A 25,301-nucleotide genomic window follows, 5' to 3' on the forward strand; every position below is an offset into this window, starting at 1 on the left:
CGAAATATCCTGCTCTTCATTACCCTTGCTATAGCCCTATTTTTTCATTTGGGGTGTTTTGTATAACGTTTGAACCATTTCTTATTGATTTGAACCGCCGCATACAATTGGTACACACTTTCTTGTAACCTAGCGCTCTGGTTTGATTGGTAGTTGATGTATGAGCGTTCGGTCAGTTTCTAAGCTTTTTTCCATTGCTGTAGTTTTCTCTTTCAGTTTTTCCGCTTTTGCAGCGTCCTATGATCGGGCGGAGTGGCTGCCTAAGTGGTCTGATTCCGATCGGGATTGTCAGGATACCCGCCATGAGTTGTTAATTCGCTATTCACTATCCCCGGTAACCTATACCCGCACCAATCACTGCAAAGTAGACACCGGTTTGTGGCTGGATCCCTACACGGGAGGCTTCTTTGTAAAAGCTTCAGATCTTGATGTGGAACATATTGTGCCGCTGAAGTGGGCACACGATCACGGGGGAGCCGATTGGACGCGCAAGCGAAAGCAGCGGTTTGCTGAGGACATTGAGAATTTATGGCTGGTTGATGACGGTCGCAACCAAAGTAAAGGCCACAAAGGGCCGGACAAGTGGATGCCGCCCTATGGACCGGTCAAGCAAGTTTACCTTAAGCGGTTTTTGGCAATCGTAGATAAGTATGGCCTTCAGCTGAGTGCGGGCGAGCGCCGCAAATATCAATCGCTAATGACGGATGGCTGAGGACAAGCAATCTCTGGGGGGTATAACAAGGTTCCGGCATCCGTTAGAATTTTGTTGTCCCCCAGGAGTTATTTGAAATGCAGCACAACCCCAAGAAGTTAATCGAATACTTTCGACGCTGCTATCAAGCTGACAGTTACGACCTCTCCCTCAACAATATTCTAAATCTCAAATCGAATCGGCGTCTGTTCTTAGATGAGCGGGACTATTTGGGGGCTGATGAGTTACCACGTGTACCTGTCTCCGCTACGGCGGGAGCAAAACTGCTGGAACAAGTGGATGCTTACCGAAAGGAGCGGCGGCTGATTTATGGTTGCCTGTTTATTTGTGGTAACTACGCTCTCCAATCTGGACTAAGTGCAAAGCGCAAGCTCTGTGCACCACTACTTTATTTTCCCGCCAAGCTACATTTTGATGAGGATTGTTTTGTAGAGATCAACTCTGCAAACATTCACGTTAATCTCCCTGTTTTACGTCAACTGCTTAAACCTGATGTTGAGTCCTCCATAACAGATAGTTTCCCAGTGCTTGCCTCGCCGCTGTCCTCGACACAGCTGGCTGACGTCGGTCGCTGGCTAACCCATTACACCATTTTGGAAAATGTGGAGGAATTGGGGCGCTGGCCTAACCTGAGTGGTAAGGCAGCTGTTGAAAGTGTATCGAAGGGTGCTCAGTTGTCCCTGGTCTCGGCGGGTGCGGTAATTCTTGCGGATAGATCGAGGGGCTCTCGTGGAGTACTGCACGAATTACAACTTTTAGGCAGGGAAAAAAGATTATCTCCTCCGTTACAGGCATTGCTGGGAGAGTGCCACTGGGAAACGGCACAGAAAGTGTGTGAGCCGGATATGCTGCCAGGTCTGTTGAGTGGGGCTCAGGAGGGGGCACTGGAAAATGCGACTCGCTTTCCTCTTAGCCTTGTTTCAGGTCCGCCCGGTACGGGAAAGAGCTTTACAATCGCCGCTATGGTTCTCGATCGAGTGCTGCATGGTGAAAGTGTTTTGGTGGTGTCGAAGAACCAGCAAGCATTAGACGTGGTGCGGGATAAGTTGCGAGATGAGTACGGGCTGACTCAGGGGTATGTACATCGAGAGGAGCGGGGTTTTATCCCCAGCTTAAAAGCTCATCTGGATAGGCTGCTGAAAGAGGGGGTGGAACTTCCAGAGAGAAAGCCTGCCCAGGTGAAGAGGGAACTGAAGAGGGCTTATCGAGCCTTGAGGGGCCTGGAGAAGCGCCTCTCCAAAGAGCTGGGATTGGCGCGCTCTGTTAGTGTAGGTCGGTTTGCTCAGTGGGTAGCGCGACATGCCTGGAGCTTCTTTGCAAATCGATTGAGTGTTAAAAATCTGTGGCAATCACAAGGTGCGATTGATGATTGTCGGCGCAACTTTGAAAGCCTGGCAAGTCAGTATTTGAATACTTATCGCCGCGATACATTGCACAGACTGCTGGAAAAGAATCGAGGTACCCTGAGCCAATTCAATCAAGCCTTGCGATCTCGAACTTCAAAAGTACAGGCGGAGCGCTTTGCCCAAACTGATATGCGGGTGGTAATGCAGGCGTTCCCCATATGGCTGGTGGAGGCAGATGAACTCAATGAAGTGCTGCCGTTATCGCCCGCCATGTTCGATTTGGTGGTCTTTGATGAGGCAACCCAGTGTGATATTGCGAGTTCACTGCCGGCTCTGTTTCGAGCTGAGCGGGCAGTGATTGTCGGTGACAGCAAACAACTGCGTCATGTTTCATTTCTTTCCCGCAAACGGCAGCAAAGTATCTGGCAGGGAGTGATAAAAGATGCCGGGGTGCCGCCAAAACTGAGCTATAGGGATCAATCACTTTTGGATTTGGCGTCAGACGTGATCCCCACTCAACAAGCTATTGTGATGCTGGATGAGCACTTTCGCAGCCATCCAGAGCTGATCGCATTCAGTAACCATGCTTTTTACTCCGGCCGCTTGAAAGTTATGAGGGCCAGGCCCAAACCATTACCAGAGTCGGCGCTAGAATTTTATCAACTGCCAGGGCGCCGGAGAAAAAATGGGAGAAACACTGTAGAGCGCGACTGGGTTATTGCGCAATTGAAAGCGCATTTCGAGCGCTATGCCGATGCTGCAATTCGGCCGTCGGTCGGTGTTTTGTCTCCCTATCGGGATCAGGCTGATTATTTGGAAGGGGAGTTGATTAAGGTCTTCTCCTTGCAGAAGTTACAGAGTTTTTCTGTACGCGTTGCCACGCCCTATGGTTTTCAAGGAGAGGAGCGAGATTTAATGCTTATCTCCATGGCTATTGATAGTCAATCGTTGCGGGCAGCCAGCTACTTAAACCGGGCGGATGTGTTTAATGTTGCAATTACCAGGGCAAAAGAAAAGCAGTTGGTTGCGTTGTCGATTGAGCCCCAAACTCTCCCTTCGGATCATCTCTTGCGTCAATATGTTGAGTTTCCACACTCCGTTGGCAGTCATTTGCAGGGTGATGAAATCGTATGTCGTTTTGCGAGTGAAGTTAGCCATTTATTAACCCAGCACGAAATTCCCCATTGGGTAGGCTTTCCTGTGGCTGGGCAGATTGTAGATGTGGTTTGTGCTGTGAGCGGGCGTTTTATCGGTATTGACCTGATTGGGTATCCCGGCGACTACGAGTCTTACTTTAGTGTAAAGGTCTACAAGGCATTGTATCGGGCGGGCATTCCGGTTTTTCCCCTGCCGTATATTAACTGGCTAAAAGACCGGCAGGGCTGCATCGAGCAGTTATTGACGATTCTTAAGCAGGAAAAAGTGCCTATATCTGAAGCTGCTATTCCTGAAGGTTAGTGCTGCTGCTTAGGGTTCAGAGATGAAAGTTACGCCGCAGCTGCTAGTCTTCAAGGAGGTTTGAGCAAAATTCCAGAGTAGATCTATGAAATCCTGGTTGCTGATTCTCTCCCTCTCTGTGGTTGCAATTGCCGGAGTGCAAGTTTCTTTGGCTGATCCCCAGCAGGTTCAAGGGGTGCGAAGTCCCACTTTAAGTTTCTGCCAGGCGCGGTTCTATGAGGAAGAGGACGGACGCCTCTACTGTAACTGGGCAGTCAATTTCAGGTATGCCTGCTTTGTTTGGTGGCCAACGAATAAGATTATTCCTGCAGGGGCCAAGCTTTCAGAGCCTGAGGTTGTTGGAAAGTGCGGTAATGGTGAGCCAGTCGTCAAATTGCATCACTACTAACTCACCTGTAAAGGAGCTGTGCAGGTGAGTCGTGGATACCCCGGTTTTTCAGCGGGTAAGCTTGATTACTGACGACGGAGTCAAAGTGTGATCGCGTGTACTGGTGTCCAAGGAGATGGCGTGTTAGCTTTTCTCCTGCTCGGCATAGAGTCCTCGATCTTGCAGCTCACGGGCCTGTTTGAGGATTTCAAGCATGGCGCTGTCCTCCACCGACATGGCATCGATGATGGCTGCCAGCAGATCTGCTGAAAACATGCACTTGCTGACTTTGCTGCGCAGGTTTTCCGGTGTCATTGAAATTCCTCTCTCGGCCAGTGCTTGGGCGAGATCTCCGTAACGCATGCCCTTTAGCGCCATTGATGCGCGCACATAGCGAGCAATTGCCTGCTTGTAAGGGGTCAATGCTTGCTGGTTGCTCAAGCTTTGTTTGTGGTCCATGGGCTCTACTCCGTCCTATTCACTATCACCAATGTGGTAAATATTATCTTTGTGTGTATTATTTGCAACATTAGTTTGTAATAAGTTATTGACCGCAGATTTTTTGGTGCTATATTTGTGACCAATATTCCACAGCGAGGGAGTTGAGATGACCTGGAACAATGAGAACCTGCGCCAATTGGCGGAAAACCACTCCGGATGGGTGGTCGAATCTGAGGGGGATTGCCTCAGTATTTCCAACGATGAAGGCGTCGATGCGTTTGTCTATGTTGGCGAGAAACAGATAGTTGTAGAGAGCATTCTGTTTCCCGTGAGCCAGGTAGATGATGTGGCAGCGCTCAATGAAATGGTTCTGCAAACACATCAGCTGGTGCCCCTGACAGCCATTGCGATTAAGAATATTGGTGGTGAGAACTACTACGTCGCTTTCGGTGCTCTGTCGGTGTCCAGCAAGGACGAAGTTGTTATCGAGGAGGTTGAGACCCTGTTTTCCAATGTGGGTGACTTCCTGGATTTATTTGCCGATCATTTTGAAACGGAGGGTGTAGCATGAGCCTTAAGAGAATTTGGACTGCTTTGAAAGGCGCAGTTAACGAAGGAACAGAAGCAGTAGCGGATAGCCAATCGATTCGTATTCTTGATCAAGAATTACGCGAGGCGAAGGAAGAATTGAAAGCTTGCGATGAAAACCTGACCAAAATCATGGCGAAGCGCAAACTTACTGAGAGTAAGGTCCAAGCGCTGCAAGCCGACGTTGAAACCTATAGCACTCACGCAATCAACGCGAGTGAAAAGGGCGATAACGAACTCGCTCTTGAGTGTGCAGAGCGTGTTACTGAGCTGGAAAGCCAGCTGGAAACTGAGCGCAGCATCCTGGATGGATTCCTGAGTTCAGAGAGCACCCTGAAAGGTAATATTACCCAGGCAAAAACCAATGTGCGCCGTATGGAGCAGCAGATTGACCAGATCAAAGCGACTGAGTCTGTTCAAAAAGCACAGGTAGCGGTTTCTTCCCGCCACATGGGTGCGAACAGCAAGATCAAAACAGCGCTGGACAGCCTGGATCGCATCAAAAACAAGCAGGAGCAGCGTGCCGCTGAGCTTGAAGCTGCGGAAGAGCTGGCTTCAGAGGAAACCGGTTCCAGCCTGGATGCCAAGCTGAAAGCGGCAGGCATCAAGCCCGGCGGCCAGAAAAGTGGCAGCGATAAGTTGGCTCAACTGTTAGCGGGCCGCGAAAAGGCTTAACACAGTGCTGCTTTATCGAGTGCGACGCCTTCTGGCGTCGCTTTTCATTCGGGCCAATGTAACCACCATTCTCATAGCTGTAGGCAGCTATGTTTTCATCTCCTATTGGCTGCTCAAAATTGCCGGTGAAGCTGATATTGTCGCGGGCGAGAATTTCTTTTACTGGTTGGTCGTTACCGCATCGACAGTAGGTTACGGCGATTTCTCCCCGGTAACCCCTGAGGGTAAAGTCGTAGTTGCCGCTTGGGTGATCCCAGTGGGCCTCAGCCTGTTTGCCATGGTGGTCACAAGAATTGGCTTTGCGGTTTCAGAATTTGTGCATCGCGGCAAGAAGGGCTTGCGTATGACAAACCATATTGATCACACAGTAATTATCGGCTGGAACGGTACCAGAACGCTCCGCTTGATTGAGTTGCTACTCTCCAAAACAAACGGTAGCGCAGCAGAGATTGTCCTCTGTGTTGAAGCCGATATCGAAAATCCGATGCCGGGTAAGATTGATTTTGTCCGGGTGGAATCGTTTTCCCACGGGGAAGGTATGCAGAGGGCAGGGTTGGCCGATGCCGCTCGAATTATTATCGACAACCCCCTGGATGATGTAACCCTTACAACCGCCTTATTCTGCGACAAGCTCAGCCCGAACAGCCATAAAACGGCTTATTTCCAAGATGAAAATGTGGGTGAATTGCTCCGTGCCCACTGTCCCAATATCGAATGTATTCCCTCTGTCGCTGTAGAGATGTTGGCAAAATCCTCGCTTGACCCCGGTTCCGCAAGGTTGCACCGACAGTTGCTCGATAGCACATACGGCATGACCCAATACAGCGTTGAATATCGGGGTGAGAAGCCTCTTCCTGTCGGTGAATTATTTGACCATTTTAAGCGGGATCTCTCCGCGACCTTAATTGCGGTACGTAGAAAGGGCGTGGTTAAAATTGATGTGAACCCGGGGCTTACCGATCAGGTCACCGAGGGCGACATGCTGTATTATATCTCTGCAAAGCGGCTCGATGAAAAAAGCTGTTTCGATATAAAAAGTAATGAAGAAGGTGTTGGTACATGTTTACCAAACTGATAAATAAAATAAAGGGAAAGGATGCTCCAAAGGTCAAGACTCCAGAAATTATGGGCTTGCGAATGGGGGCGAGTTTTGAGTTGGACCCTTTGGCCATTCGTCTGATACTCGATGAACTGACCATTGAATCCTGTTCACCGACCCAGATCATTAAAGCGGCCGGTGTTGTCGAACTAGATGGTACCTGGATTTATCGCTTTTACACTGATGATGATGCCTGGCTACAAGTGATTGCTGAGGGCGGTCAGCGGGATGAGCATGTGGTCGATGTAAAGCTGTTCCATTTTTACGACACTCTGGATGTTGGTTCGGAGCAGGCTTGGAATAAATTGTTAAAGAGTGATATTGGCGCACCCAGTTATCACCTGCAGGACCGCTCTTATAGCCGTGTATGGACCGCAGCAGGGGACTACCACAACCCAGTGCATATGGCCGAGAAGACTTACGATGAAGATGGTGATTATTCAGTAACGGATCAATTCACCATGCTTTTTGAGCGCGAATTGTCTGATCAGCAAACCGAATCCCTTTTTCTCTCAGCTGAAGAGAAAGAAGAGGATGCAGGCTACTTGAGCCGCAGCTTGGTGATTAGCACCGGCATTACTCTGACCCCCTCACAAATAACAATACACGGATAATAAGGAGATATTTAATGGACCAGCCTTATGATTTACTGACTGGTATCTTGCATTTTGCGGCCTACTTTGGCCTGTCGCTGGTACTTTTGATCGCGTTTAAATTTTTATACGCACTGGTGACCCCTCACGATGAGTGGAAGTTGATCCGCGAAGATAAGAATACGGCTGCCGCCATAGGTTTTGGTGGCGCTGTTTTGGGTTTTGCAATTGCCGTAGGTGGTGCTGCCAGTAACTCTATTTCTATTGTCGATTTCGCCATCTGGGCCCTGGTTGCATTGATCGCCCAGTTAATTGCTTTTGCCATTATCCGCTTTGGATTTATGCCGCGTATTGTTGAGCGCATCGAAGATGGAGAGGTGAGTGCCGGTGTTATGTTGGCTGCAACTACAATCGCTGTTGGCGTATTGAATGCGGCTTGCATGAGCTACTAATTGGGGGTGGTAATGAAGCGTACCAAGAATATTAACCTGGCAAGGATGCGCAAGGGCAGTGGCTCCAATTTTTTACTGCGCCCACTTGCCTTAGGTGTAGCGGCTGCCCTGGTCGGTTGCTCCTCAGATGAGGAAGTTAAAGTCGTCTCTTCAGTAGATGACTGTGTGGCCAATACCCAGCTGGACGAAGCTCAATGTGAAGCAGCTTATCAGCGCGCGGTTGAGGAAGCGGAGCGCACCGGGCCCAAGTATTCCCGTCTCTCTCAGTGTGAGGCTGAGTTCGGTAGTTGCCAAGAGACCAGTAGCGGCGTCTGGATGCCTCTGATGGCGGGCTTTATGGTTGGCTCCATGCTCAATGACAGGGATCGCCACTACAACTATGGCTACTACAACCCGGTCTACCGCTATTCAGGCTCCCGTTACCGCGACAAGCTGATGACAGCTGACGGCGGTATTATTGGCGACTATGGCCGTTCATCTTATAAGGTGGATAAAAGCGCTACGGCGCCTAAGCCTAAAGTTACCAAAACGGTTTCCCGTGGAGGCTTTGGTGCAGTGGCATCGGCCAAATCCAACTGGGGAGGGGGTCGCTCCAGCAGTGGTGGTTCGCGCGGCTGGGGAGGTTGATTTGTGCTGAGGTTGCCGATTGGTGAGCGCCCGCGTTGGCAAGAGCGAGCGCAGGAGTTTGGGTTTCACTTCCATACCATGTATGGCGAACCCTACTGGGATGAAAGCGCCTACTATCAATTCTCTTTGGAGCAGATAGAAAAGCACATTGAAGATCCCACTGAAGAAATTCACCAGATGTGCCTGGATGTCGTTGCCCGTGTACTTGAGGATGAGGAGTTGCTGAGGCGGTTCTGTATACCCGAGCAGCACTGGGACTTTGTGCGAGCGTCCTGGCGTAACGGCGACCCCAGTCTCTATTCTCGCCTGGACTTTGCCTATTCCGGACAGGGGCCGGCAAAGCTCTATGAGAACAATGCTGATACTCCCACTTCTCTGTATGAAACCGGCTTCTGGCAGTGGTTGTGGCTACAGGACAATGTTGATCGCAGGTCTCTGCCGCTACAGTCTGATCAGTTCAATAGCCTGCAGGAAAAGCTGGTTAACCGCTTCCATGATTTACAGTTCCTGACCCCGGGGCGGGAGTTGCATTTCGCCTGCTGTAAAGATACGGAAGAGGACCGGGGCACGGTTCAATATTTACAGGATTGTGCCTCCGAAGCGGGGATCAATAATCATTTTGTCTTTATCGAAGATATTGGCCGGGATGAAGCGGGTCAGTTTACCGATTTGAATGATCAGGTAATTACCTGGATGTTTAAGCTGTACCCGTGGGAATTTATGCTCCGAGAGGAGTTCGGGACCCTGTTGGCAGGAAGCAATGTCCGTTGGTTGGAACCGCCCTGGAAGGCGATTATTTCCAATAAGGCGCTTCTGCCAATGTTGTGGAAGCTTTTTCCAGAGCACCCGAATCTGCTTCCCTCTTTTTTTGAGGATGAGCTGGATAAGGCTGCGGATTTCCCGGAATTAGTTAAGAAGCCAATCTTTTCACGAGAAGGGGCGAATATTTCGGTAGTAAAAGGGGCGGATACCACTTTGCTGTCCGATGGCCCCTATGGGCAAGAAGGATTTATCTATCAGGCTCTGCATCCTCTCCCCAAGTTTGGAAAGAACCATACTCTGGTGGGAAGCTGGCTCGTTGATGACCTGGCAGCGGGAATGTCCATCCGGGAAGATTCAAACCTGATTACCCAGGATATGAGCCGTTATCTGCCACATATCATCCTCTAGGGCCCGCCAACGACTGCAGGCGCTGACATCAAGCCGGCGCCTGCTCAATCCTCTTGTTTAAAAGTTATAGTGCAGCCGCAGCTCAAAAAAATTCACTCCGGAATTTTCAGAACAGGTTCCTGCATTTGAGTAGTGCAGTGCGTAAGTTGTGACTCCCCAGCGGCGCTCACTCCCAAAGTCAGAGCCCAATCCAATTCGATCCTCAAATTGGAAATGACATCCCAGAGTTGTGTGATTTGTGTTTTTACTCACAATATTGGACTCAGTAATGTAACTGGCCCCCACGGAAAACTCGAAGTAGGGAAAGATAGGCTTGTCCCACTGGGGTAGGTACTCAAGCCTCCATACCGGACTCACTGACATACCGTGAACTAAATCCTCTCCCCGTTTGGAGACGTCTGGATCGCCATCGTCCAGGCTGGATCGCCATTCAAAGTAACTGGTCTCCAGTCGCGTTTTGAGCGTCCATTTCTCAGCAAGGGACCACTGCCAGGGCAGGTCCTTGGATATGGCAAGGCGATATTGGGTGAGCTCATTGCGACGATTGGAAAATCCCGGGCCGGCTCCTACAATTGCAGCCCACCGTTTATCCGGGTTTGTTGCCGTTTCAGCCAAAGACCAGGCTGGAAGCAAAAGAGAAGAACATAACAGACACAGGCCGAGCCTGCGGATAATCAAGTACAACATCATCCCTGATCCTACCTTTCCTACTACGAATGGTGACTACAAGAAAATGATTGGTTAGGGAAACTCAAAATCATCCGGGTTCTTTTCCAGTGTAGACAGAGGTGAGCGAATATAGGTCTTTTATCCCAGTGGTAATTTACTAATGGGAATAATTTACTAGGCTGCAGTTGTATTTGTTGCCAGGAAAACACTTGCAGTGACAGTTTAAAAAAAGCGGTGACAGTGATAGTTCTCTGATTTGAAAAGAGGTTTTTTTCTCAGGATGAAATACGTGTTCGTAGGTTGGGGTAGCTGCCAATTTCCGCCCTGCTGGCAACTTTTGAGGGTAGGTAATATCGAGAGATTTATGGTTTTAAGGCAGTCAGGCTTATCTATTTTGAATTGTAATAGGGGGTTGTTCGTGAGAGAGGGGTGTCATCTATTGATAATTAATGAGTGTGGGAACTTGTATTAAGTTAAAAATCGTCTGGAAATTTCTCATCCTGTTAAAGGTTTGCCTGTTCTCTATTTTAGGGGTCGTTGTAGTTTTTTCGTCCTATTTTTTAATTGATTATTTTTCCTTGAAAAAAAATACCCTTTAATATTATTTTTAAGGGAAAATGGTGCGCTGGTGATCTTCTGAGGTTTGTAAATTTATATCAATAATTGTCAGGAACCGTGCTGTTAAGTAGCGGTCCATAATTCTGTCGCCAACATTACACATCGAATATGTGTATTCAGGATAAGGACCTGGTTCAGCTGGGGAAGGAGGTTGGACGAAATTGAATAACAGGCATAGATATGATTTTACGAAAAACCAAACTAGCATCTGCAATTAAACTACCCGTATTAAATAGCGCCCTGATGGCAATAGCACTGGCCGGTATGAGTTCAAATGCACTTAGCCACGGCTATGTAGAGGCCGCTGATGGTGGTGTTGCATCCGCTCGTGGAACCTTGTGTAAATATGCTCTCGATACGGGAGAGATGAATGTTGACTGCGGTGCTGTTCAATGGGAACCGCAAAGTATAGAAGGGAATGAAGGTTTCCCTGAAAGTGGTCCTGCTGATGGGCAGATAGCCAGTGCAGGAGATAGCTCCTGGTCAGAATTAAATGAGCAATCCTCAGATCGCTGGGTTAAGAATTATATTAGCTCCGGTTGGCAAACTTTTAAATGGCGCTTCACAGCCAATCATGTAACCCGGGACTGGAAATATTACATTACCAAAGAAGGTTGGAATCCAAATGCGGTTTTGACCCGCGATCAATTTGATTTAGATCCATTCTGTGAGGTTGATGGCAACTATGAGCAGCCTGCGGTAAATACGACACATGAGTGTCAGGTGCCAGAACGTGAAGGCTACCACGTAATTCTTGCAGTTTGGGATGTGGGTGATACGGTTAATGCCTTCTATAATGTTATCGATGTCGAGTTTGATGGTGATAATGTTGTCAATACTGACTGGAGTGTTGCAGGCACTATTAATCCAACTCAAGATTTGAATGTGGGCGATAAAGTTTATACTCGTGTATTTGATAGCTCCGGTGAAAACTCCTCATATTCTACTGTCCTGGAAATTGCTTCAGATGAGCAGGGTATCGCTGAAAACTGGTCTCACGATCTGGCTGAGCTGATTAACCAGGAACAGAGCAGCATCCGCGCCGGTGATTACGATGGAAGCAGTAGTTTTGAGCCTCTATATGGCATCAACAGTATCTACTTGTTAGAAGGTAGCAGTTTAGAGAGTGTTGAAATTGGATACGAGCTTATCCAAGATCAGGATGATGACTCTACCGATGACGACAATAATTCCGGTGACGATAATTCGGATAATAGTGGAGACAATGGCGACTCTGGAAATTCCGGAAACTCTAGCTGTGAAGCGTTTGTGCAGCAGTATGGTGGTGATCCAGGCTACTCGATTGGCGACGTAGTTGTTTATGACAATGTTGCTTATGAATCTACACATGAGCCAAACTGGTGGTCGCCGAGTGCTGCACCGCAATTCTGGAATGAAACTACCTGCGATGGCTCCGATAGTGGTTCAGACGATAGCTCTGATAACGGCTCCGATGATAGCTCTGATAGCAATGGTGGAGATGATAGCTCTGCGGTTTCCTGTCCTGAGTTCCAGCAGCCCTACGCCGGTGATAGTGCTTACCAAGTTGGAGATCGGGTAACTTTCAGTGGTCAGGTCTACATTTCAACCTACGGGCCAAACTGGTGGTCCCCATCGGCCGCACCTCAGTATTGGGAAGAGAGTTCCTGCCAATGATGAGTACACTCTGCCTCCTATCTTTTGGTAGTTGATTGAGCTCAGTCCGACCAAAGGGCGCAGCTCCCTTAGGTCGGACGCATTTGTTAAGCTATCAGGTGTGTTGCTCTTTGTGATACACCAATCTTACTTCCCGCCAGTATTTATTCCTTTAACTTTCCTGTTGATACATTCAAATGTGAAGGGCTTCTGAATACAGCGCAAAGCGTCACCTGACAATGACTTCCTGAATCTTACTGTCAACTCTGTAACTCTAGAAGGGAATTGCTTTCCCCTCTGGGTCAATACTGTCCAGAACAGTGATCAATTCCTAGCTGCCTCTTTGCGGTATCATTCGATCCAGATACGCAAAGTCCACCCTATTGAACAACTTCCTATAGTCAGATATCGCGCTGTTCGGCGCCTGTAATATTAACGGGGCTGTTATTTTTTATTTCAAATCGGGTCTCAGCGTGTGTGCAGATTTTATTAGTGAATTAATTTTTTGGCCTGATAAATTTATTTAATTATGAGGGGCGGAAATTGGCAGGTACAGTTTGAAGTAACTGTATCTTGTTTGCTGCTGAGGTAGGGCATAGTGCCTTTGTGTAAAGATATGATGCCATATAGCTCAGCGGGCTCTCGTGTAGTGTTGTGTTCGTTTTTTTGGTGGTAAAAATGAACCGTTGATTTTGAGGTTTGATTTATTTGAGGTTCCTTCGACATTATGGTTGATGTAATCAAAAAGGTGCTTATCCGGCAGGTCGCGAAGTTAACGAGGTAAATCGACGTTTCAGTTTGATTGCGGAGGCGCTGTTATTCTAATGGTGGCTCTGGGCGAGCCTCAGTAGGGTGGGGGAGTGTTTTTCCGATCAAAATTGCCTGGGCTGGTGTCAAATTATTTTCCCAAGTCTGAGCATCATTAAAAGGGTCTGTTTATATGTTGAGTCAATAAGGCAGAATCCCTTTTCCTGTGAAGCTCCGGAATTCCTTATTTCTTTAGTGCCTGTTGGTGATTTGATTGTTTTAAGTGTTTAGAAATTTACCTTGTTAGCTGTTTTTTGTTCTATACATTTTTGGTTGCAGATTTCAGCGATTTTATTTTTTGGGGTTTAAGCTTTGAAGGTAATTGTCAGGAACTGTGAAGCCAGGTGGTGGTCTACAACTTTACAATAAATATTATGTTTGAGGTTGATCTCGACAGGATAATAACCTGATTAGTCTGGGGGAGGGAGTTGGACAAACTCGAATAATAGGCATAGGTATGATTTCACAAAAAACCAACCTAGCATTTGTATTTAATCAAGTCGCATTAAATCACACGATTATTGCTATTGTCTCAACTAGAGCCAGATCTAGTGCAACTGACCATGTTTACCTAGAGGCTGGTGATGGAGTTATCACATCTGCAAATGAAGCTCTATGTAAATCTGCTCTCGATCCTGGAGGAATCGATGTTGACTGCGATACAGATCATAGAGAGCCAAAAAGTACTGAGGGCTTCCTCGGAATTGAACTTGGGGATGGGAAAATAGCCAGCGCCCGATAAAAGTCTGACTGCTGGAAAAGAAAACCGTTTTAGCATCTACTCATTTTTTGCTATCGACACGAAATGCATTTGGAATTAAGTCGTTGAGGGATTGAAGTGCTAGGGATCACAAGTGTAATAGATGAAGAGACATTCTACTGAAGTCCAGTTTAAGGTCTAGCTGAATCGGTGTATCGACAGGTTGGTACGGCCTCCACAACCCAGTGCGGTCAACAACAGCCAATTTGAAAACAAACTTACGGCCCACTGATAGATTTACTGATTCAGCGCGCCCTTCAATATCAAAGGACGTAATACAATGAACCACATTTTGTTAAAAACATCGGCCTGCTTCCTGGCAGCAGGCTTAATATTGACATCGGGTGCTGTGCAGGCCCAGAAGGCAAAAGGTAAGCAGCCCAAGGGTCAAACCAGTGCTTATCTAGGAGAAACCAGCAGATCAACGCTCTCCAAAGGTGTACTTGATCGGCTTGAGCGGACATCGGGGAAGTCTGGCGAGCTTAATAGACCTAGAGATCGTGTTGTATTTTGGTTTAACACAATGCTCGACTCATCGGCTATCGATCATACCCCTGACCCTGATACCGGTGAAGTGGATTTCTACCAGGGGGGGCCTACCCGGTCCAGTCGCGCATTCGCCATTGTACAAACTGCTGTGTTTGACGCTCTGAACGCCTTTGACGGTAAATACCAACCTTATAATGATCTCGGTGTGCTCGACACCAGAGATGCATCCAAAGATGCAGCTATCGCTTACGCCGCTTACGAAACCTTGCGCGCACTCTACCCCGATCAGGCAGAGCGATTGCAGGAATTACTGCAATCCGACCTCGACCAGTCAAGAGATAGTGCCGAAAGAATTGCCAAGGGCCAAGTGATCGGCGAAGCCGCCGCTGCGGCCATGCTCGCTGTGCGAAGCAACGATAAGGCCGACCACTTGGAGCCCGCTTATGGTGAGGGCGGCGCTGTCGCGGATGGGGATGACACCTATCACTCTACATCGGTCAACACGGGTGCTACGGTACCGGGAGAATGGCAGCCTGATCCCGTGGATCCTGTTGGCCACGATTCCGTGGCTCTCGGAGCCTATTGGGGCAGTGTGACACCTTTTTCACTAAGTTCAGGTGATCAATTCCGCAGTCCGATTCCGCCTACAATTACGTCTGAGGAATATGCCGAAGCCTATGAGGAAGTGGCGGCCCTCGGCGGGTCCCCAGCCAATACTATTACCCCATCGACATCCACAGCAGAGACACGATTTATCGGGAATTACTGGGGATATGACGGTGTACCGTTATTGGGCATTCCCCCGAGACTATATAACCTTATCGCCCTGCAGGCAGCACTGGATAACAAAGTCGAGAATGAGCTGGATCTGGCCCGGTATTTTGCTTTGATCAATGTGGGGCTGGCGGATTCTGGTATCGCTGCGTGGGACAGTAAATACTATTACAATTACTGGAGACCGGTTACCGGTATTCGCATCGATGACGACAACCCATCGACCTTGCAGGATGAGCAATGGTTGCCGGTAGGGGTGTCAGTCATCAATACCACCATTGCGATTAGGCCAACACCGCCGTTCCCCTCCTACCCATCGGGTCATGCTACCTTCGGTGCTTCCACCTTCGAGATTATGCGCAGTATGTTTGGAGATCAGCCCTTTACTTTTGTATCGGAAGAATACAATGGGGAAGGCTTCGACCCTTTCACGCCGGACACACCGAGGCCTTTGGTACCTGTCCGTTTTGAATCCTATACCGCCGCTCAACAGGAAAATGGCCTCAGCCGCATTTATAACGGAGTGCACTGGGACTTTGACAATATTGCAGGCCAAGTCATGGGCGAGCAGATCGCGCAGAATTTAATGAACAACGTCGAAGCATTTAGCCTGATTAGTAGATCAAGGACTCGCAGGTAAACTATTTTTACGCTATGAGCTAAATTCTCGCTCTCTATCAGGTGCCGCTCCGCAAGGGGCGGCCAAACCAAAGGTAACTCACCGTATGAATAGCAAACGATATATTGCAGTGGCAGTGTTCGGAATAATCGCTTTTGGGTTTATAGCTACGCACACACTCAAAGAGCCAGTCGAAAACGAGAAGGTCTGGGTAAGTAAACAGGAGTCGGTACCGGATGTTGAAAGCGTTATCCACCCTGCAAAAACACCCGCTTCAGTGGCACTGGCTAGCAACGACATTAAGGCTGCATTCGAGCGGGATACAGTTATCAAGTTGAACAGTATTGTTCGCCGTTCCCTGGCTACTATTCGTAAGTACGATGCTGAGATAAAGGCCGTTCGAGCAGAGAGTCTTGCGGCGACTCAAGACGGAGTGAATGAACAGCAAGTGGCATCTGCCAGGGCAAGTCTCGCCAAGCTGAAGGAGTGGGACCTAGAAGCATCCCGGGCTCTCAAGGATATGAACGCAGCCGTTGAGGAGCTAGAGGCAAGTGAAGAGCACTATAACGCAGCGATTTTAGCGGGCATGGTGCGTTTCGTGGAGACCGTGTCCACAGAAATAGGAGACGAGAACATCAAGCTGACAACATTGGTGGGGAAGGGGGCCGTAGCAGCAAAATTGTGATGTACGACTAAGATAGTATCGGCTTGAAAATTATCGAGATTATACTGAACAGGAAAATGATGACATATCGATTGACTTTGGTTTGGGGGAGTCTGCAAGCACTAAAATAATGGGGAATTCCGCTTGAGCTGCTTTTGTATAGCCTTATCCTGGTTACTTTATCACTTCACTTTTTACAGCCGGTTATCATAGAGGTCATTCCATAAGCCAACCTGTTTGTAGCTGAACTCTGTGACGTAGCTGTCAGCTAGGCCGGCTGCGGCGATTTAGGTAGAATTATTTTGTTACCTGGGTAAAGTTATTTTTCCGCTGGCAATCATCTCTTCGATCTTTTTACTGAGATGCTCAAATGTAAATGGTTTCTGGATGCAATCCAGTACCCCGTCAGAAATTACTTCCTGAACTTTACTATCCACGCTGTAACCGGTGGAGAGAATAGCCTTCACTTCGGGGTTAATCCGTTTTAGAAAAGCGAATAATTCTTGCCCATCCATGCCGGGCATAATCATGTCCAGCAGGACCAAATCTACTTCATCACTATATTTTCGGTAGTAAGTTATTGCCTGCTCTGCCGTCGCAAAGGTAACGACGCTATGGCCGTTCATTTCGAACAGGGCTTTAGAGTAGGTGCGGACAATTGCCTCATCGTCGACAACCATAATGCGCAATTTGCGCTCGCGAGCCAGTTTCTTGGCCTGGTAAGTTCTCTTTTTGATTGGGGGCTTGGAAATTGGCAGGTATAGCTTAAAGCTGCTGCCAATTCCCTCACGGCTCTGACATTGTATAGCGCCCTTATGTAAATGAATGGTGCCGTGCACTGCGGCAAGGCCCAGTCCAGCACCACGTCCACTTTCTTTGGTAGTGAAAAATGGTTCAAAAATACGGCGTCGCACTTCGTCAGACATGCCAGTGCCATTATCGGTAATCGTTATTAAAAGGTATTGGCCAGGCTGAATCTCAAAATCGGCGATAGAAGCCGATTTTTCTATGGTGATATTGGCTGTGACAAAGCTCAGGGAGCCACCAGAGGGCATAGCATCCTTGGCATTGATTCCGATATTTAGCAAAGCGCTCTTGAGTTGAGCAGGGTCGCCCACAATATGTGGACGATTTGCATCTAATTGCTGATCAATCTCGATTCTGCGATCAATAGTGCGGGTTAGCATTGCACAAACGTCGCGAATGATTTCGTGGGTATTGCAGCTCTTAAGTTGATAATTTCCCTTGCGGGCAAAAGTGAGTAGCTGTTTGGTCAGCTCTGCGGCATGGCGGGCAGTAGTCAGTATATGGTTGGTATACTCGTTGATTCTGGCATCGGTGGAAATTTGTCGAATAACTTCAGCATAGCCATTGATTCCATGAATCATATTGTTGAAGTCGTGGGCGATACCGCCGGCAAGCTCACCGATAGCTTGCATTTTTTGAGCTTGCCGAAGCTCTTCCTCCAGCAACCGCTGTTTAGTAATATCCGAGCCAATACTGAGAATTCCCGCAGGATTTCCGTTTTCATCTGAAATGATTTTATTGGTCCAGGCGATCCATACTCGTTTCCCGCACTTTGTAATGTTTTCATTAATATTGTAACGGTGTTCCTCTGGGGACTGGCAAATATGGTCTATCAATTGCCGCAGGTCTCGGCCGCTCGTTTCGCTGGCGGGAACAATCGTACCAATTAAATGCCTGCCAATTATCTCGGCTTCGGTATATCCAAATAATTGTTGAGCGTACTCATTAAAAGATGTGATACGGCCGTATTGATCGCATCGCATTATGATTGAGTTCGCATGCTCCACCAGTTCCCGATAGCGCTCTTCACTTTTGCGTAAGGCCTCATAGACCTGGGTCGAGTCTTGATTAGAGGTGGTAGCAGTAGACGGTGAGAGGGGAAAAATGGGCATATTGCTTTCCTTGATCACCTATTTCTCCTCCTGAGTGCGGCTGCCTGTTTTTCCGCCAGAAATTCCACCATGAAGACGTACAAAAGTATATAGCCGGGGCGGCGTATTTTGACCGTGTAGACATTCTTTGCTGACTGGCTGTTATTTTTAGTTCGTATTGTTATCAAGTGTGCTTTGAGGATACTGCGGTAACTCTCAGGCTCAATTATGACCTCTTGGATTGGGAGATGTATATCTCTAAACAGTCGTTTGTGACAATTTGGATAGTGGCGCTGTCAGCACAAACTGGTAGCATTCACCGCCATATTCAAAACGATTGGATGAATGACTATGCAGCTGCAACCCCGATTTCTCGGGCGCAGTATCGCGGCTCTGTTAAGTGCCTCGCTACTGCTGTCCGCATGCGGTGAGAAGCGTGTTGACAGTGAGCCGAGATCTCTCGACTTCGCTCGTGTGGACGCCTTCCCTTCCACTTATTCTGTAACCCAGTCCCGCCCTGTGTTGATTCAGGGAGCTACCCTGCTAACCGGTACAGGGGAGCAGCAAGAAAATGCGGACCTGTTGTTTGAAAATGGCAAGATCAAGGAGATCGGTAAGGGGTTACTGGCCCCTGAAGGGGCCTTGATTGTCGATGGCAAAGGTAAGTGGGTCACTCCTGGCATTATCGATGTGCATTCTCATCTGGGTGATTATCCAGCTCCGGGGATTGAATCTGCCCAGGATGGCAATGAGATGACCTCGCCAAACACTGCCCAGGTTTGGTCGGAGCACTCTGTCTGGACCCAAGACCCCCAGTTTCCCTTAGCTCTTGCCGGAGGTGTAACAACCCTGCAAATCCTGCCGGGTTCGGCCAACTTGTTTGGCGGCCGCAGTGTCACCCTGAAAAATGTACCCGGCCGCAGTGTTCAGGATATGAAATTCCCCGGTGCTCCCTACGGCTTGAAAATGGCCTGTGGTGAAAACCCCAAGCGGGTTTACGGTGGTAAAGGTAGCTCTCCCTCAACTCGAATGGGTAACGTCGCCGGTTATCGCGATGCTTGGATTAAGGCGAGTGCCTACAAGCAGGAGTGGGCGGATTACGTTGAGAACGGAGGGGATGAGCCCAAGCGCGACCTGCAGATGGAAACTCTGGCGGGCGTACTCAATGGAGATATTCTCGTTCATAATCATTGCTACCGCGGTGAGGAAATGGCGGTAATGATGGACGTTGCCAAGGAGTTTGATTTCAAAATTTCCACTTTCCACCACGCAGTGGAAGCTTACAAGGTTGCTGACCTGCTGGCTGAAAACAATGTTTGTGCGGCAATGTGGGCTGATTGGTGGGGCTTTAAGCATGAGGCCTACGATATGACCGAGGCCAATATCGCCATTGTGGATCAAGCCAAAGCCTGCGCAATGATTCACTCGGACTCCGGTGTTGGCGTACAGCATTTGCACGAGGAGACCGCGAAGGCAATGACTGCAGGACAGCGTGCGGGCTTCGATATTCAGCCAAAGGATGCAGTGGTTTGGATGACCTTGAACCCCGCCAAGGCTCTGGGTATTGCCGATCAAACTGGCAGCCTTGAGAGCGGCAAGATGGCGGATATCGTTGTTTGGTCCGGCAGCCCCTTCAGTGTTTACACCCATGTAGATCAAGTTTTCATCGATGGGGAATTGATGTTCGATCGCGCGGACAAGAAACGTCAGCCACGCACCGATTTCGAGTTGGGTATTCTCGATGCAGAGGGAGAGCGACTGTGAGAAAAGTAGCTGTTTATTGTGCGCTGGCCCTGGGGTTGATGTCAGCCGCTGGCCAGGCAGAGACCATCCTGATCAAGGGTGGCAAGGTACACACCTTGGCGGGGCAGGGCAGCCTGGAGTCCGCAGATATTCTGGTTGTGGATGGCAAGGTCCAGCAGGTAGCCCCCTCACTGGAGGTGAATGCAGATCAGGTAATTGATGCGCGCAACAAGGTGGTGACGCCCGGTGTGATAGCGCCCATTTCTGAACTGGGGTTGGTCGAGATCAGTGCGGCCAGCGCCACCAATGATCACCAGGTGACCGGTGACAGTATCGGTAGTGCCTTCAATCCGGTACCTGCTTACAACCCTAAGTCCACCCTGATCCCATTCAACCGGGCGGGTGGAGTCACCAGTGCCGTTGTTTCACCGGGAATCAGCACTTGGGACAGCGGTGCAATCGATGCTCAGCAGATATTTGCAGGGCAAAGTTTTGCCATCAAGTTGAATGGTGAATTTGATAGCGTCGAAGCAAAGAATGTTGCGCAAAAAGCTTATCTGGGAGAGTCCGGTGGCGAGCTGGCCGGTGGCAGCCGTGCCAACGCTTATGCCAAGGTGGAGAGTGCTCTGCGTGAAGCTCAGGAGTATCGTGATAATCGCGCAGCGATTCACCGTGGAGAGTGGCGAGAGCTGGATTACGATCTGGCAGATCTGCAAGCTCTGCAGCCTGTGATCGATGGCAAGGAGCCTTTGATGGTAACTGCCAAACGGGCCAGTGATATCCTCGCGGTATTAGAACTGGGTGAAGCCTTCAAGGTGAAGCTCATTATAATCGGTGCAGCTGAGGGCTGGATGGTTGCCGATAAACTGGCGCAAGCACAAGTGCCTGTTGTGATCGATGCAATCAACAACATTCCAGCATCATTCTCAAGTTTGGGCGCACGCCTGGATAATGCTGCACTTCTGGCCAAGGCTGGGGTGACGGTAGCTATCAGTGGCCCAGATATGGTGGCTAGCCACAACGTTTACCTCTCGCGCCAATCGGCGGGCAACGCTGTAGCCCATGGTATGCCTTATGAGGAAGCGCTAAAGGCAATCAGTAGCAATGTTGCTGAGATTTTTAACCTTGAGGGCGGTACGTTGGAGAAGGGCGCGGTTGCGGATATTGTGATCTGGAGCGGTGATCCCCTGGAAGTTACCAGCTACGCTGAGCAGATCCTGATTGAGGGTGAGAATCAATCCCTGGTGAATCGCTCAACGCGCCTCAGAGATCGACACCTCAAGCCCGCAAAGGGCCATGAATTTGGTTACAAGCACTAGTATGCAAAGAGCGGGCTTCTAGCCCGCTTTTCTTTTTCCGCCTATTGATCTGAAAGGTCCATTGGCTTGTACAGGATTTGTGTGGCGGAATACTTGCTTTCGGGGATATATTCCCTGGCCAGATTGATAAGAACAAGGAAAAAACATGGCGAATATCACAGCACTCTACACCGGCCTCTGTGCGCTTCTGATTATTTACTTGGCATTCAGGGTAGTCGAGTTTCGTCGCACAAAGAAAGTGGGAATTGGAACCGGAGATGATCGTTTCAATGAGATTAGGGTGCGAGTTCACGCTAATGCGATTGAGTACACTCCGATAGCGTTGCTTCTGTTGCTGGCTGCAGAGTTGGGCGGTTTGCCTGCACTGTGGTTACACCTCTTCGGGGCGCTCTTTTTTATCTCACGGGTATTTCATGCCTATGGACTGACCAAGGGCAAAGGCGGGCTGCACTTTGGGCGCTTCTGGGGAACTTTAATCAGCTGGGTCGTTATCGTTGTGTTAGCGGTCATTAACATTGCTAATGCCGTAATTAATCTTTGAAGTTTATTGGTGAGGCTCAGTATGAGCCCCACGCAAAAAAGCCCGGTAGAACCGGGCAGAGTACAGGGATGAATCTATAAGCGTTTACTGATTGGCGGCGAGCGGAGTTACGCGATCATCTTCGCTCTCCTGCACCATGTTTTCGTCTTCTTCGAGTAGTACTTCAGGCTTCCCTTTACAGGCTTTAGCCAGGGCATCGCGGCGTTTGGCCAACAGCAGGCCGATCTCTTCGCCCACTTGCTCATCAATGCTGTCGATGTGGCGCTCAATCAGCGACGTGATATTAGCTGCGAGCTCCAGCATCTTATCGTGTTCTTCAGCGTCTTTTTTGTTGTCGAACATTGCTCCGTCTCTATCGCATTTCCAAACAGCTACTACGGCCATCGTGTGCCTCCCAATCGTCTATTAGACTGTCCACTTAGTTTGTATGCCGCTACCCTAACTGTATAAATATTCAGTGTCAACGATGCGGTGAAGAAAGGGCTCTATGCGGTCAAAAGACCAGCAGGTGCGATGATTGGTCCGCCATTAAGCGTGAACACTGTCATAATGTGCATACAGCCAGACGCATTCCCCCCGGGGCGACTGGCTGTCTTCACATCATTTAACAGGCCCGCTTGCGGGCCTGTTTTTTATTTGGGTGTGGTGAAACTGAGGTAGTGAAGGTTTCTGCAGGCCTGTGGCTTTAGATGCTAAGGATCAGCCGGGCAGCCAGTCCTATCAGTAAGATCCCGAAAACCTGTTGGATGCGATGGCCAATATGCTTGCTGACCAGCTGGCGTTTACGGCTGGCGTGAACCGCCAGGGCAACGATGCAGTACCAAATTGCATCCACTCCTGAAACCAGCGCCGCCATGCCCAGCTTGGTGCTCAGGGCTTGCTGTTCTGACACAAACTGGCTGAATAGGGCGGTGAAAAATACAGCGATCTTGGGGTTGAAGAAGGCAACACCAAAACCTTGAGCGATAGAGCGCTTCAGGCTCTGGTGAGGAGGTTGTACGGTTGCAGTACTGGTACCCGGTGCGGGTGCACTGAGGGCTTTCCAGCCCAGGTAGACCAGCATTGCTGCACCGGCCCACTGCAGAATGTTAAATAGAAGAGGAGAGCTAGTAATCAGCACCGCCAGGCCAAATGCGGTAAGAATTGCGTATATAGCGACCCCGGCTCCGTGAGCAATAGCACTGGCCAGGCCTTGCTGTAGGCCTGAGGAGGCGCTGCGTAAGACGATAAGAAGACTCGGTCCCGGAGACATAGCGCCGAGGGCACAGATCCCCGCGAGAGATAACCAACTGAGTAAATCCATTATTTAAAGCCGCCCCCTTGAGCCAGCCATTCTTTTTCTGCTTGAGTGGAAGTGCGACCCAAAGCCGCATTGCGGTGAGGGAAGCGCCCAAATCGCTCGATGACCTCTTGATGGGCAAGGGCGTATCGATAATGAGTGTCGAGATAGGGCGAGGCAATTTTGTCTTCTGCGAAGGTTTGCTGCAACTGTCGAAAGTAGTCTACCGAGTGTTGCTGGGTCACGAGGTCTTCGCTGTGCTCTAGCGGCATGCCCAAGAATACCTGCTGGTAGAGTCCAAGATTCGGGGCTTCTTCGCGCTGAATCAGTGACATCGTAATTGCCAGTGCCAGGGAATCTGCAGCGAATGCCTGGCGGGTGCCCCGGTAAATGTTTCTGGATAATTGGTCACAAACCAGTAGCAAGGCGAGTTCGCCTTCCAAAGTTTGCCGCCAACGGTCCAGCTCTCCACGCTGCGCTGACTCGGTAATAGCTCCAAATCTTGCCTTGATGTCGGCGTCCACTTCCGGAGTAGCGGCAAACCATAAACTCTGCTTCTCCGCAGCAGTAGAGTTGCCACGAATATCAGTGCTGCCAAACCAAAAAACCAGGACATCATCAGGGGTTGTCATATCAAAGTTCTCATTCCGTGTTGTGTTCCGAGTTTATCCGATCGTTCCAGCCAAGTGACGACCAGTAGAAGGTGGTTCCAAGTGTTGGCGTAAAAAAAATTATACAGCTGCATCCAAGTGCCCCCCCCGAATCGTCATAGTGGCGTACAAGGGAAAATCGGGAGATCACAATGTTTACTGCGAGATCAACTAAAAAGGTACAATTTTGCGTCGCGCTAACTCTGGTAGTTGCGGCTTTGCAAGTGGGCCAGGTTAATGCCTCTGAGCTGACGCTTTCCCAGGATGGGATTCACCGAGAGCTCACCCAGAAAATTGATCAGCAAGTGCTTAAGAAGCTTGGCGAGTGCACTGATAAGAGTGAAAAGGTTAACCGGCTAGCTCCTGTGCGTATTGCTGAGGAAAAGGAGCCCCGAGGAGGAATGGCTTACCCCTACTCCAAGGCTCGAATGATGGTGATGTAGGTCACCCCCCCCCCCAATGACGGTTCACACCACTGATAACGAAAATGATTAGAGAGTAAGTAATGAGAGCGAGAAATAAACAATCATTCCAGGCAGTCATCTGCTGTTGGGTGGCCATTGCGGCATCCAGCATAAGCATGGGCAGCTGGGCCCAGGAGGAGGACTCATTTGTCCCAGAGCCCCCGCCGCCGCCAGGTGTGGAGGCCTCCGAATCTGAAACCCGCGTCCGTATATTGCGTGAAGATGGTGTTCTCACGATCAAATCCGAAGGCGAGAATGGTGAGAAAAGTGAGGTTCGGGTTGACTTGGGGCAGGACTTTGGTGGCCCCCTAAGCCAGGAAATTATTGAACGGCTGAAAAGCAAGGGCATTCTGGATGTAGACGGCAAGGTTACTGAAGATACCCTGAATAGCGTACCGGACAATGTCAGAATCAGGTTATCGGAGAGTCGTGACTACCGGGGCCGGGACAGGCACTGGGATCACCATGATTCACACCATTCAGGAAGTGACGACTCATCTGTAATCCCAGTTGTAGCGCTGCTCTGTATATTTGGTATGCCGGTATTTATTGTCTGGTTGGTTACGCGCAGCAGCTATCGCAAGAAACAACTGGTTATGAGCAATATCAACCAGATGGTTGCTGACGGTCGGGATGTGCCCCCGGAGCTAATTGATCTTTTAGATGAGAGAGAGCCAAATAGCTCCAGTGATCGCGGTATCACTCTGATTGCAATAGGCGCTGCAGTATTCCTCTCCCTCTCAGCTCTTGCAGGTATTGGAGTAGGCAGTCTTGGCTTGATCCCTCTGTTTATCGGTGTGGCTCGCTATGTGAACTGGAAGCTTGATAACAAGCAGGTGTAGGA

The 25,301-nt window shown here is 49.3% G+C and carries 25 protein-coding genes; 19 read left to right on the forward strand and 6 right to left on the reverse strand.

The window, feature by feature from the left end; translation table 11 throughout:
* The first annotated feature begins 160 nt into the window (after positions 1-160).
* The 3 genes from ACJJIZ_RS10715 to ACJJIZ_RS10725 all read left to right on the forward strand — a co-directional run bounded on the left by ACJJIZ_RS10715 (position 161) and on the right by ACJJIZ_RS10725 (position 3,904).
* Positions 161-712, forward strand: a complete 552-nt coding sequence (locus ACJJIZ_RS10715) for a GmrSD restriction endonuclease domain-containing protein (protein ID WP_444916112.1) — start codon at positions 161-163, stop codon at positions 710-712.
* Positions 713-789: 77 nt separating this feature from the next.
* The gene (locus ACJJIZ_RS10720) at positions 790-3,516 is read left to right on the forward strand and encodes a DEAD/DEAH box helicase (RefSeq protein ID WP_444916113.1); all 2,727 of its coding nucleotides are present in this window, start codon (positions 790-792) and stop codon (positions 3,514-3,516) included.
* 85 nt (positions 3,517-3,601) lie between these two features.
* A complete protein-coding gene (locus ACJJIZ_RS10725; RefSeq protein WP_282933402.1) occupies positions 3,602-3,904 on the forward strand; it encodes a hypothetical protein in 303 nt (100 codons plus the stop codon).
* A 123-nt stretch (positions 3,905-4,027) separates the two neighbouring features.
* On the opposite strand, the gene ACJJIZ_RS10730 is transcribed toward ACJJIZ_RS10725, so the two are convergent.
* Positions 4,028-4,342 carry a DUF6471 domain-containing protein gene (locus tag ACJJIZ_RS10730; protein ID WP_108732688.1) on the reverse strand — a complete coding sequence of 105 codons (315 nt, stop codon included), beginning with the start codon at positions 4,340-4,342 and terminating at the stop codon, positions 4,028-4,030.
* 148 nt (positions 4,343-4,490) lie between these two features.
* On the opposite strand from ACJJIZ_RS10730, the gene ACJJIZ_RS10735 reads away from it, so the two are divergent.
* From ACJJIZ_RS10735 to ACJJIZ_RS10765, 7 genes are read left to right on the forward strand one after another with little or no spacing between them, the layout of a single operon-like run.
* Positions 4,491-4,895 carry a DUF2170 family protein gene (locus tag ACJJIZ_RS10735; protein ID WP_108732689.1) on the forward strand — a complete coding sequence of 135 codons (405 nt, stop codon included), beginning with the start codon at positions 4,491-4,493 and terminating at the stop codon, positions 4,893-4,895.
* Positions 4,892-5,587: a PspA/IM30 family protein gene (locus ACJJIZ_RS10740; RefSeq protein ID WP_282933401.1), complete on the forward strand. Its 696-nt coding sequence runs from the start codon at positions 4,892-4,894 to the stop codon at positions 5,585-5,587. Before ACJJIZ_RS10735 ends, ACJJIZ_RS10740 begins: the two co-directional genes overlap by 4 nt.
* Positions 5,588-5,591: 4 nt before the next feature.
* Positions 5,592-6,662: a potassium channel family protein gene (locus ACJJIZ_RS10745; RefSeq protein WP_413665197.1), complete on the forward strand. Its 1,071-nt coding sequence runs from the start codon at positions 5,592-5,594 to the stop codon at positions 6,660-6,662.
* Positions 6,647-7,300: a YjfK family protein gene (locus tag ACJJIZ_RS10750; RefSeq protein ID WP_413665198.1), complete on the forward strand. Its 654-nt coding sequence runs from the start codon at positions 6,647-6,649 to the stop codon at positions 7,298-7,300. The genes ACJJIZ_RS10745 and ACJJIZ_RS10750 overlap by 16 nt, the downstream gene beginning before the upstream one ends.
* A 14-nt stretch (positions 7,301-7,314) precedes the next feature.
* On the forward strand, positions 7,315-7,731 hold the full coding sequence (locus ACJJIZ_RS10755) for a DUF350 domain-containing protein (protein ID WP_282933398.1): 417 nt from the start codon (positions 7,315-7,317) through the stop codon (positions 7,729-7,731).
* Positions 7,732-7,743: 12 nt separating this feature from the next.
* The gene (locus ACJJIZ_RS10760; RefSeq protein ID WP_444916114.1) at positions 7,744-8,358 is read left to right on the forward strand and encodes a DUF1190 domain-containing protein; all 615 of its coding nucleotides are present in this window, start codon (positions 7,744-7,746) and stop codon (positions 8,356-8,358) included.
* A 3-nt stretch (positions 8,359-8,361) separates the two neighbouring features.
* On the forward strand, positions 8,362-9,528 hold the full coding sequence (locus ACJJIZ_RS10765; protein ID WP_444916115.1) for a glutathionylspermidine synthase family protein: 1,167 nt from the start codon (positions 8,362-8,364) through the stop codon (positions 9,526-9,528).
* Positions 9,529-9,585: 57 nt separating this feature from the next.
* On the opposite strand, the gene ACJJIZ_RS10770 is transcribed toward ACJJIZ_RS10765, so the two are convergent.
* Positions 9,586-10,218, reverse strand: coding sequence for an acyloxyacyl hydrolase (locus ACJJIZ_RS10770; protein WP_444916116.1), 633 nt, complete (start codon positions 10,216-10,218; stop codon positions 9,586-9,588).
* 777 nt (positions 10,219-10,995) lie between these two features.
* On the opposite strand from ACJJIZ_RS10770, the gene ACJJIZ_RS10775 reads away from it, so the two are divergent.
* The 4 genes from ACJJIZ_RS10775 (at position 10,996) to ACJJIZ_RS10790 (ending at position 16,584) form a co-directional block, all read left to right on the forward strand.
* On the forward strand, positions 10,996-12,471 hold the full coding sequence (locus ACJJIZ_RS10775; protein ID WP_444916117.1) for a lytic polysaccharide monooxygenase: 1,476 nt from the start codon (positions 10,996-10,998) through the stop codon (positions 12,469-12,471).
* A 1,243-nt stretch (positions 12,472-13,714) separates the two neighbouring features.
* Positions 13,715-13,999, forward strand: coding sequence for a hypothetical protein (locus ACJJIZ_RS10780; RefSeq protein WP_444905739.1), 285 nt, complete (start codon positions 13,715-13,717; stop codon positions 13,997-13,999).
* Positions 14,000-14,297: 298 nt separating this feature from the next.
* The gene (locus ACJJIZ_RS10785) at positions 14,298-15,920 is read left to right on the forward strand and encodes a vanadium-dependent haloperoxidase (protein WP_444916118.1); all 1,623 of its coding nucleotides are present in this window, start codon (positions 14,298-14,300) and stop codon (positions 15,918-15,920) included.
* An 85-nt stretch (positions 15,921-16,005) separates the two neighbouring features.
* Positions 16,006-16,584 (forward strand): hypothetical protein, encoded by a 579-nt coding sequence (locus ACJJIZ_RS10790; protein ID WP_444905737.1) that lies wholly within the window; start codon positions 16,006-16,008, stop codon positions 16,582-16,584.
* Positions 16,585-16,868: 284 nt separating this feature from the next.
* Here ACJJIZ_RS10790 and ACJJIZ_RS10795 read toward each other — a convergent pair whose 3' ends face one another.
* Entirely contained in the window at positions 16,869-18,500 is a 1,632-nt protein-coding gene (locus ACJJIZ_RS10795) for a hybrid sensor histidine kinase/response regulator (protein ID WP_444916119.1), read from the reverse strand.
* 312 nt (positions 18,501-18,812) lie between these two features.
* Between ACJJIZ_RS10795 and ACJJIZ_RS10800 the strand changes: the two genes are divergently transcribed.
* The 3 genes from ACJJIZ_RS10800 (at position 18,813) to ACJJIZ_RS10810 (ending at position 22,064) form a co-directional block, all read left to right on the forward strand.
* The gene (locus ACJJIZ_RS10800; RefSeq protein ID WP_444916120.1) at positions 18,813-20,225 is read left to right on the forward strand and encodes an amidohydrolase; all 1,413 of its coding nucleotides are present in this window, start codon (positions 18,813-18,815) and stop codon (positions 20,223-20,225) included.
* On the forward strand, positions 20,222-21,523 hold the full coding sequence (locus ACJJIZ_RS10805) for an amidohydrolase family protein (protein ID WP_444916121.1): 1,302 nt from the start codon (positions 20,222-20,224) through the stop codon (positions 21,521-21,523). Before ACJJIZ_RS10800 ends, ACJJIZ_RS10805 begins: the two co-directional genes overlap by 4 nt.
* A 145-nt stretch (positions 21,524-21,668) precedes the next feature.
* Positions 21,669-22,064: an MAPEG family protein gene (locus tag ACJJIZ_RS10810; protein ID WP_413665207.1), complete on the forward strand. Its 396-nt coding sequence runs from the start codon at positions 21,669-21,671 to the stop codon at positions 22,062-22,064.
* Positions 22,065-22,148: 84 nt separating this feature from the next.
* Here the strand turns inward: ACJJIZ_RS10810 and ACJJIZ_RS10815 are convergent, their stop codons facing one another.
* The 3 genes from ACJJIZ_RS10815 to ACJJIZ_RS10825 all read right to left on the reverse strand — a co-directional run bounded on the left by ACJJIZ_RS10815 (position 22,149) and on the right by ACJJIZ_RS10825 (position 23,975).
* A complete protein-coding gene (locus tag ACJJIZ_RS10815) occupies positions 22,149-22,448 on the reverse strand; it encodes a YebG family protein (protein ID WP_108732704.1) in 300 nt (99 codons plus the stop codon).
* A 301-nt stretch (positions 22,449-22,749) separates the two neighbouring features.
* On the reverse strand, positions 22,750-23,367 hold the full coding sequence (locus ACJJIZ_RS10820; RefSeq protein WP_282933387.1) for a LysE family translocator: 618 nt from the start codon (positions 23,365-23,367) through the stop codon (positions 22,750-22,752).
* The gene (locus tag ACJJIZ_RS10825; RefSeq protein WP_444916122.1) at positions 23,367-23,975 is read right to left on the reverse strand and encodes a DUF924 family protein; all 609 of its coding nucleotides are present in this window, start codon (positions 23,973-23,975) and stop codon (positions 23,367-23,369) included. Before ACJJIZ_RS10825 ends, ACJJIZ_RS10820 begins: the two co-directional genes overlap by 1 nt.
* A gap of 170 nt (positions 23,976-24,145) precedes the next feature.
* Between ACJJIZ_RS10825 and ACJJIZ_RS10830 the strand changes: the two genes are divergently transcribed.
* On the forward strand, positions 24,146-24,436 hold the full coding sequence (locus ACJJIZ_RS10830; protein WP_444916123.1) for a hypothetical protein: 291 nt from the start codon (positions 24,146-24,148) through the stop codon (positions 24,434-24,436).
* Positions 24,437-24,498: 62 nt separating this feature from the next.
* The gene (locus ACJJIZ_RS10835) at positions 24,499-25,299 is read left to right on the forward strand and encodes a DUF6249 domain-containing protein (protein WP_444916124.1); all 801 of its coding nucleotides are present in this window, start codon (positions 24,499-24,501) and stop codon (positions 25,297-25,299) included.
* The last annotated feature ends 2 nt before the right edge of the window (positions 25,300-25,301 follow it).

The sequence above is a fragment of the Microbulbifer maximicatervae (SeqCode) genome (genome assembly GCF_052467225.1).

Excerpts from the sequence above, each read along its gene's own strand:
- ACJJIZ_RS10775 (WP_444916117.1), top strand. The coding sequence starts at position 10,996 with ATGATTTTACGAAAAACCAAACTAGCATCTGCAATTAAACTACCCGTA.
- ACJJIZ_RS10820 (WP_282933387.1), bottom strand. The coding sequence starts at position 23,367 with ATGGATTTACTCAGTTGGTTATCTCTCGCGGGGATCTGTGCCCTCGGC.
- ACJJIZ_RS10755 (WP_282933398.1), top strand. The coding sequence starts at position 7,315 with ATGGACCAGCCTTATGATTTACTGACTGGTATCTTGCATTTTGCGGCC.
- ACJJIZ_RS10725 (WP_282933402.1), top strand. The coding sequence starts at position 3,602 with ATGAAATCCTGGTTGCTGATTCTCTCCCTCTCTGTGGTTGCAATTGCC.
- ACJJIZ_RS10730 (WP_108732688.1), bottom strand. The coding sequence starts at position 4,342 with ATGGACCACAAACAAAGCTTGAGCAACCAGCAAGCATTGACCCCTTAC.
- ACJJIZ_RS10810 (WP_413665207.1), top strand. The coding sequence starts at position 21,669 with ATGGCGAATATCACAGCACTCTACACCGGCCTCTGTGCGCTTCTGATT.
- ACJJIZ_RS10790 (WP_444905737.1), top strand. The coding sequence starts at position 16,006 with ATGAATAGCAAACGATATATTGCAGTGGCAGTGTTCGGAATAATCGCT.
- ACJJIZ_RS10760 (WP_444916114.1), top strand. The coding sequence starts at position 7,744 with ATGAAGCGTACCAAGAATATTAACCTGGCAAGGATGCGCAAGGGCAGT.
- ACJJIZ_RS10780 (WP_444905739.1), top strand. The coding sequence starts at position 13,715 with ATGATTTCACAAAAAACCAACCTAGCATTTGTATTTAATCAAGTCGCA.
- ACJJIZ_RS10735 (WP_108732689.1), top strand. The coding sequence starts at position 4,491 with ATGACCTGGAACAATGAGAACCTGCGCCAATTGGCGGAAAACCACTCC.
- ACJJIZ_RS10785 (WP_444916118.1), top strand. The coding sequence starts at position 14,298 with ATGAACCACATTTTGTTAAAAACATCGGCCTGCTTCCTGGCAGCAGGC.
- ACJJIZ_RS10740 (WP_282933401.1), top strand. The coding sequence starts at position 4,892 with ATGAGCCTTAAGAGAATTTGGACTGCTTTGAAAGGCGCAGTTAACGAA.
- ACJJIZ_RS10770 (WP_444916116.1), bottom strand. The coding sequence starts at position 10,218 with ATGATGTTGTACTTGATTATCCGCAGGCTCGGCCTGTGTCTGTTATGT.
- ACJJIZ_RS10800 (WP_444916120.1), top strand. The coding sequence starts at position 18,813 with ATGCAGCTGCAACCCCGATTTCTCGGGCGCAGTATCGCGGCTCTGTTA.
- ACJJIZ_RS10825 (WP_444916122.1), bottom strand. The coding sequence starts at position 23,975 with ATGACAACCCCTGATGATGTCCTGGTTTTTTGGTTTGGCAGCACTGAT.
- ACJJIZ_RS10830 (WP_444916123.1), top strand. The coding sequence starts at position 24,146 with ATGTTTACTGCGAGATCAACTAAAAAGGTACAATTTTGCGTCGCGCTA.
- ACJJIZ_RS10750 (WP_413665198.1), top strand. The coding sequence starts at position 6,647 with ATGTTTACCAAACTGATAAATAAAATAAAGGGAAAGGATGCTCCAAAG.
- ACJJIZ_RS10815 (WP_108732704.1), bottom strand. The coding sequence starts at position 22,448 with ATGGCCGTAGTAGCTGTTTGGAAATGCGATAGAGACGGAGCAATGTTC.
- ACJJIZ_RS10715 (WP_444916112.1), top strand. The coding sequence starts at position 161 with ATGAGCGTTCGGTCAGTTTCTAAGCTTTTTTCCATTGCTGTAGTTTTC.
- ACJJIZ_RS10720 (WP_444916113.1), top strand. The coding sequence starts at position 790 with ATGCAGCACAACCCCAAGAAGTTAATCGAATACTTTCGACGCTGCTAT.
- ACJJIZ_RS10835 (WP_444916124.1), top strand. The coding sequence starts at position 24,499 with ATGAGAGCGAGAAATAAACAATCATTCCAGGCAGTCATCTGCTGTTGG.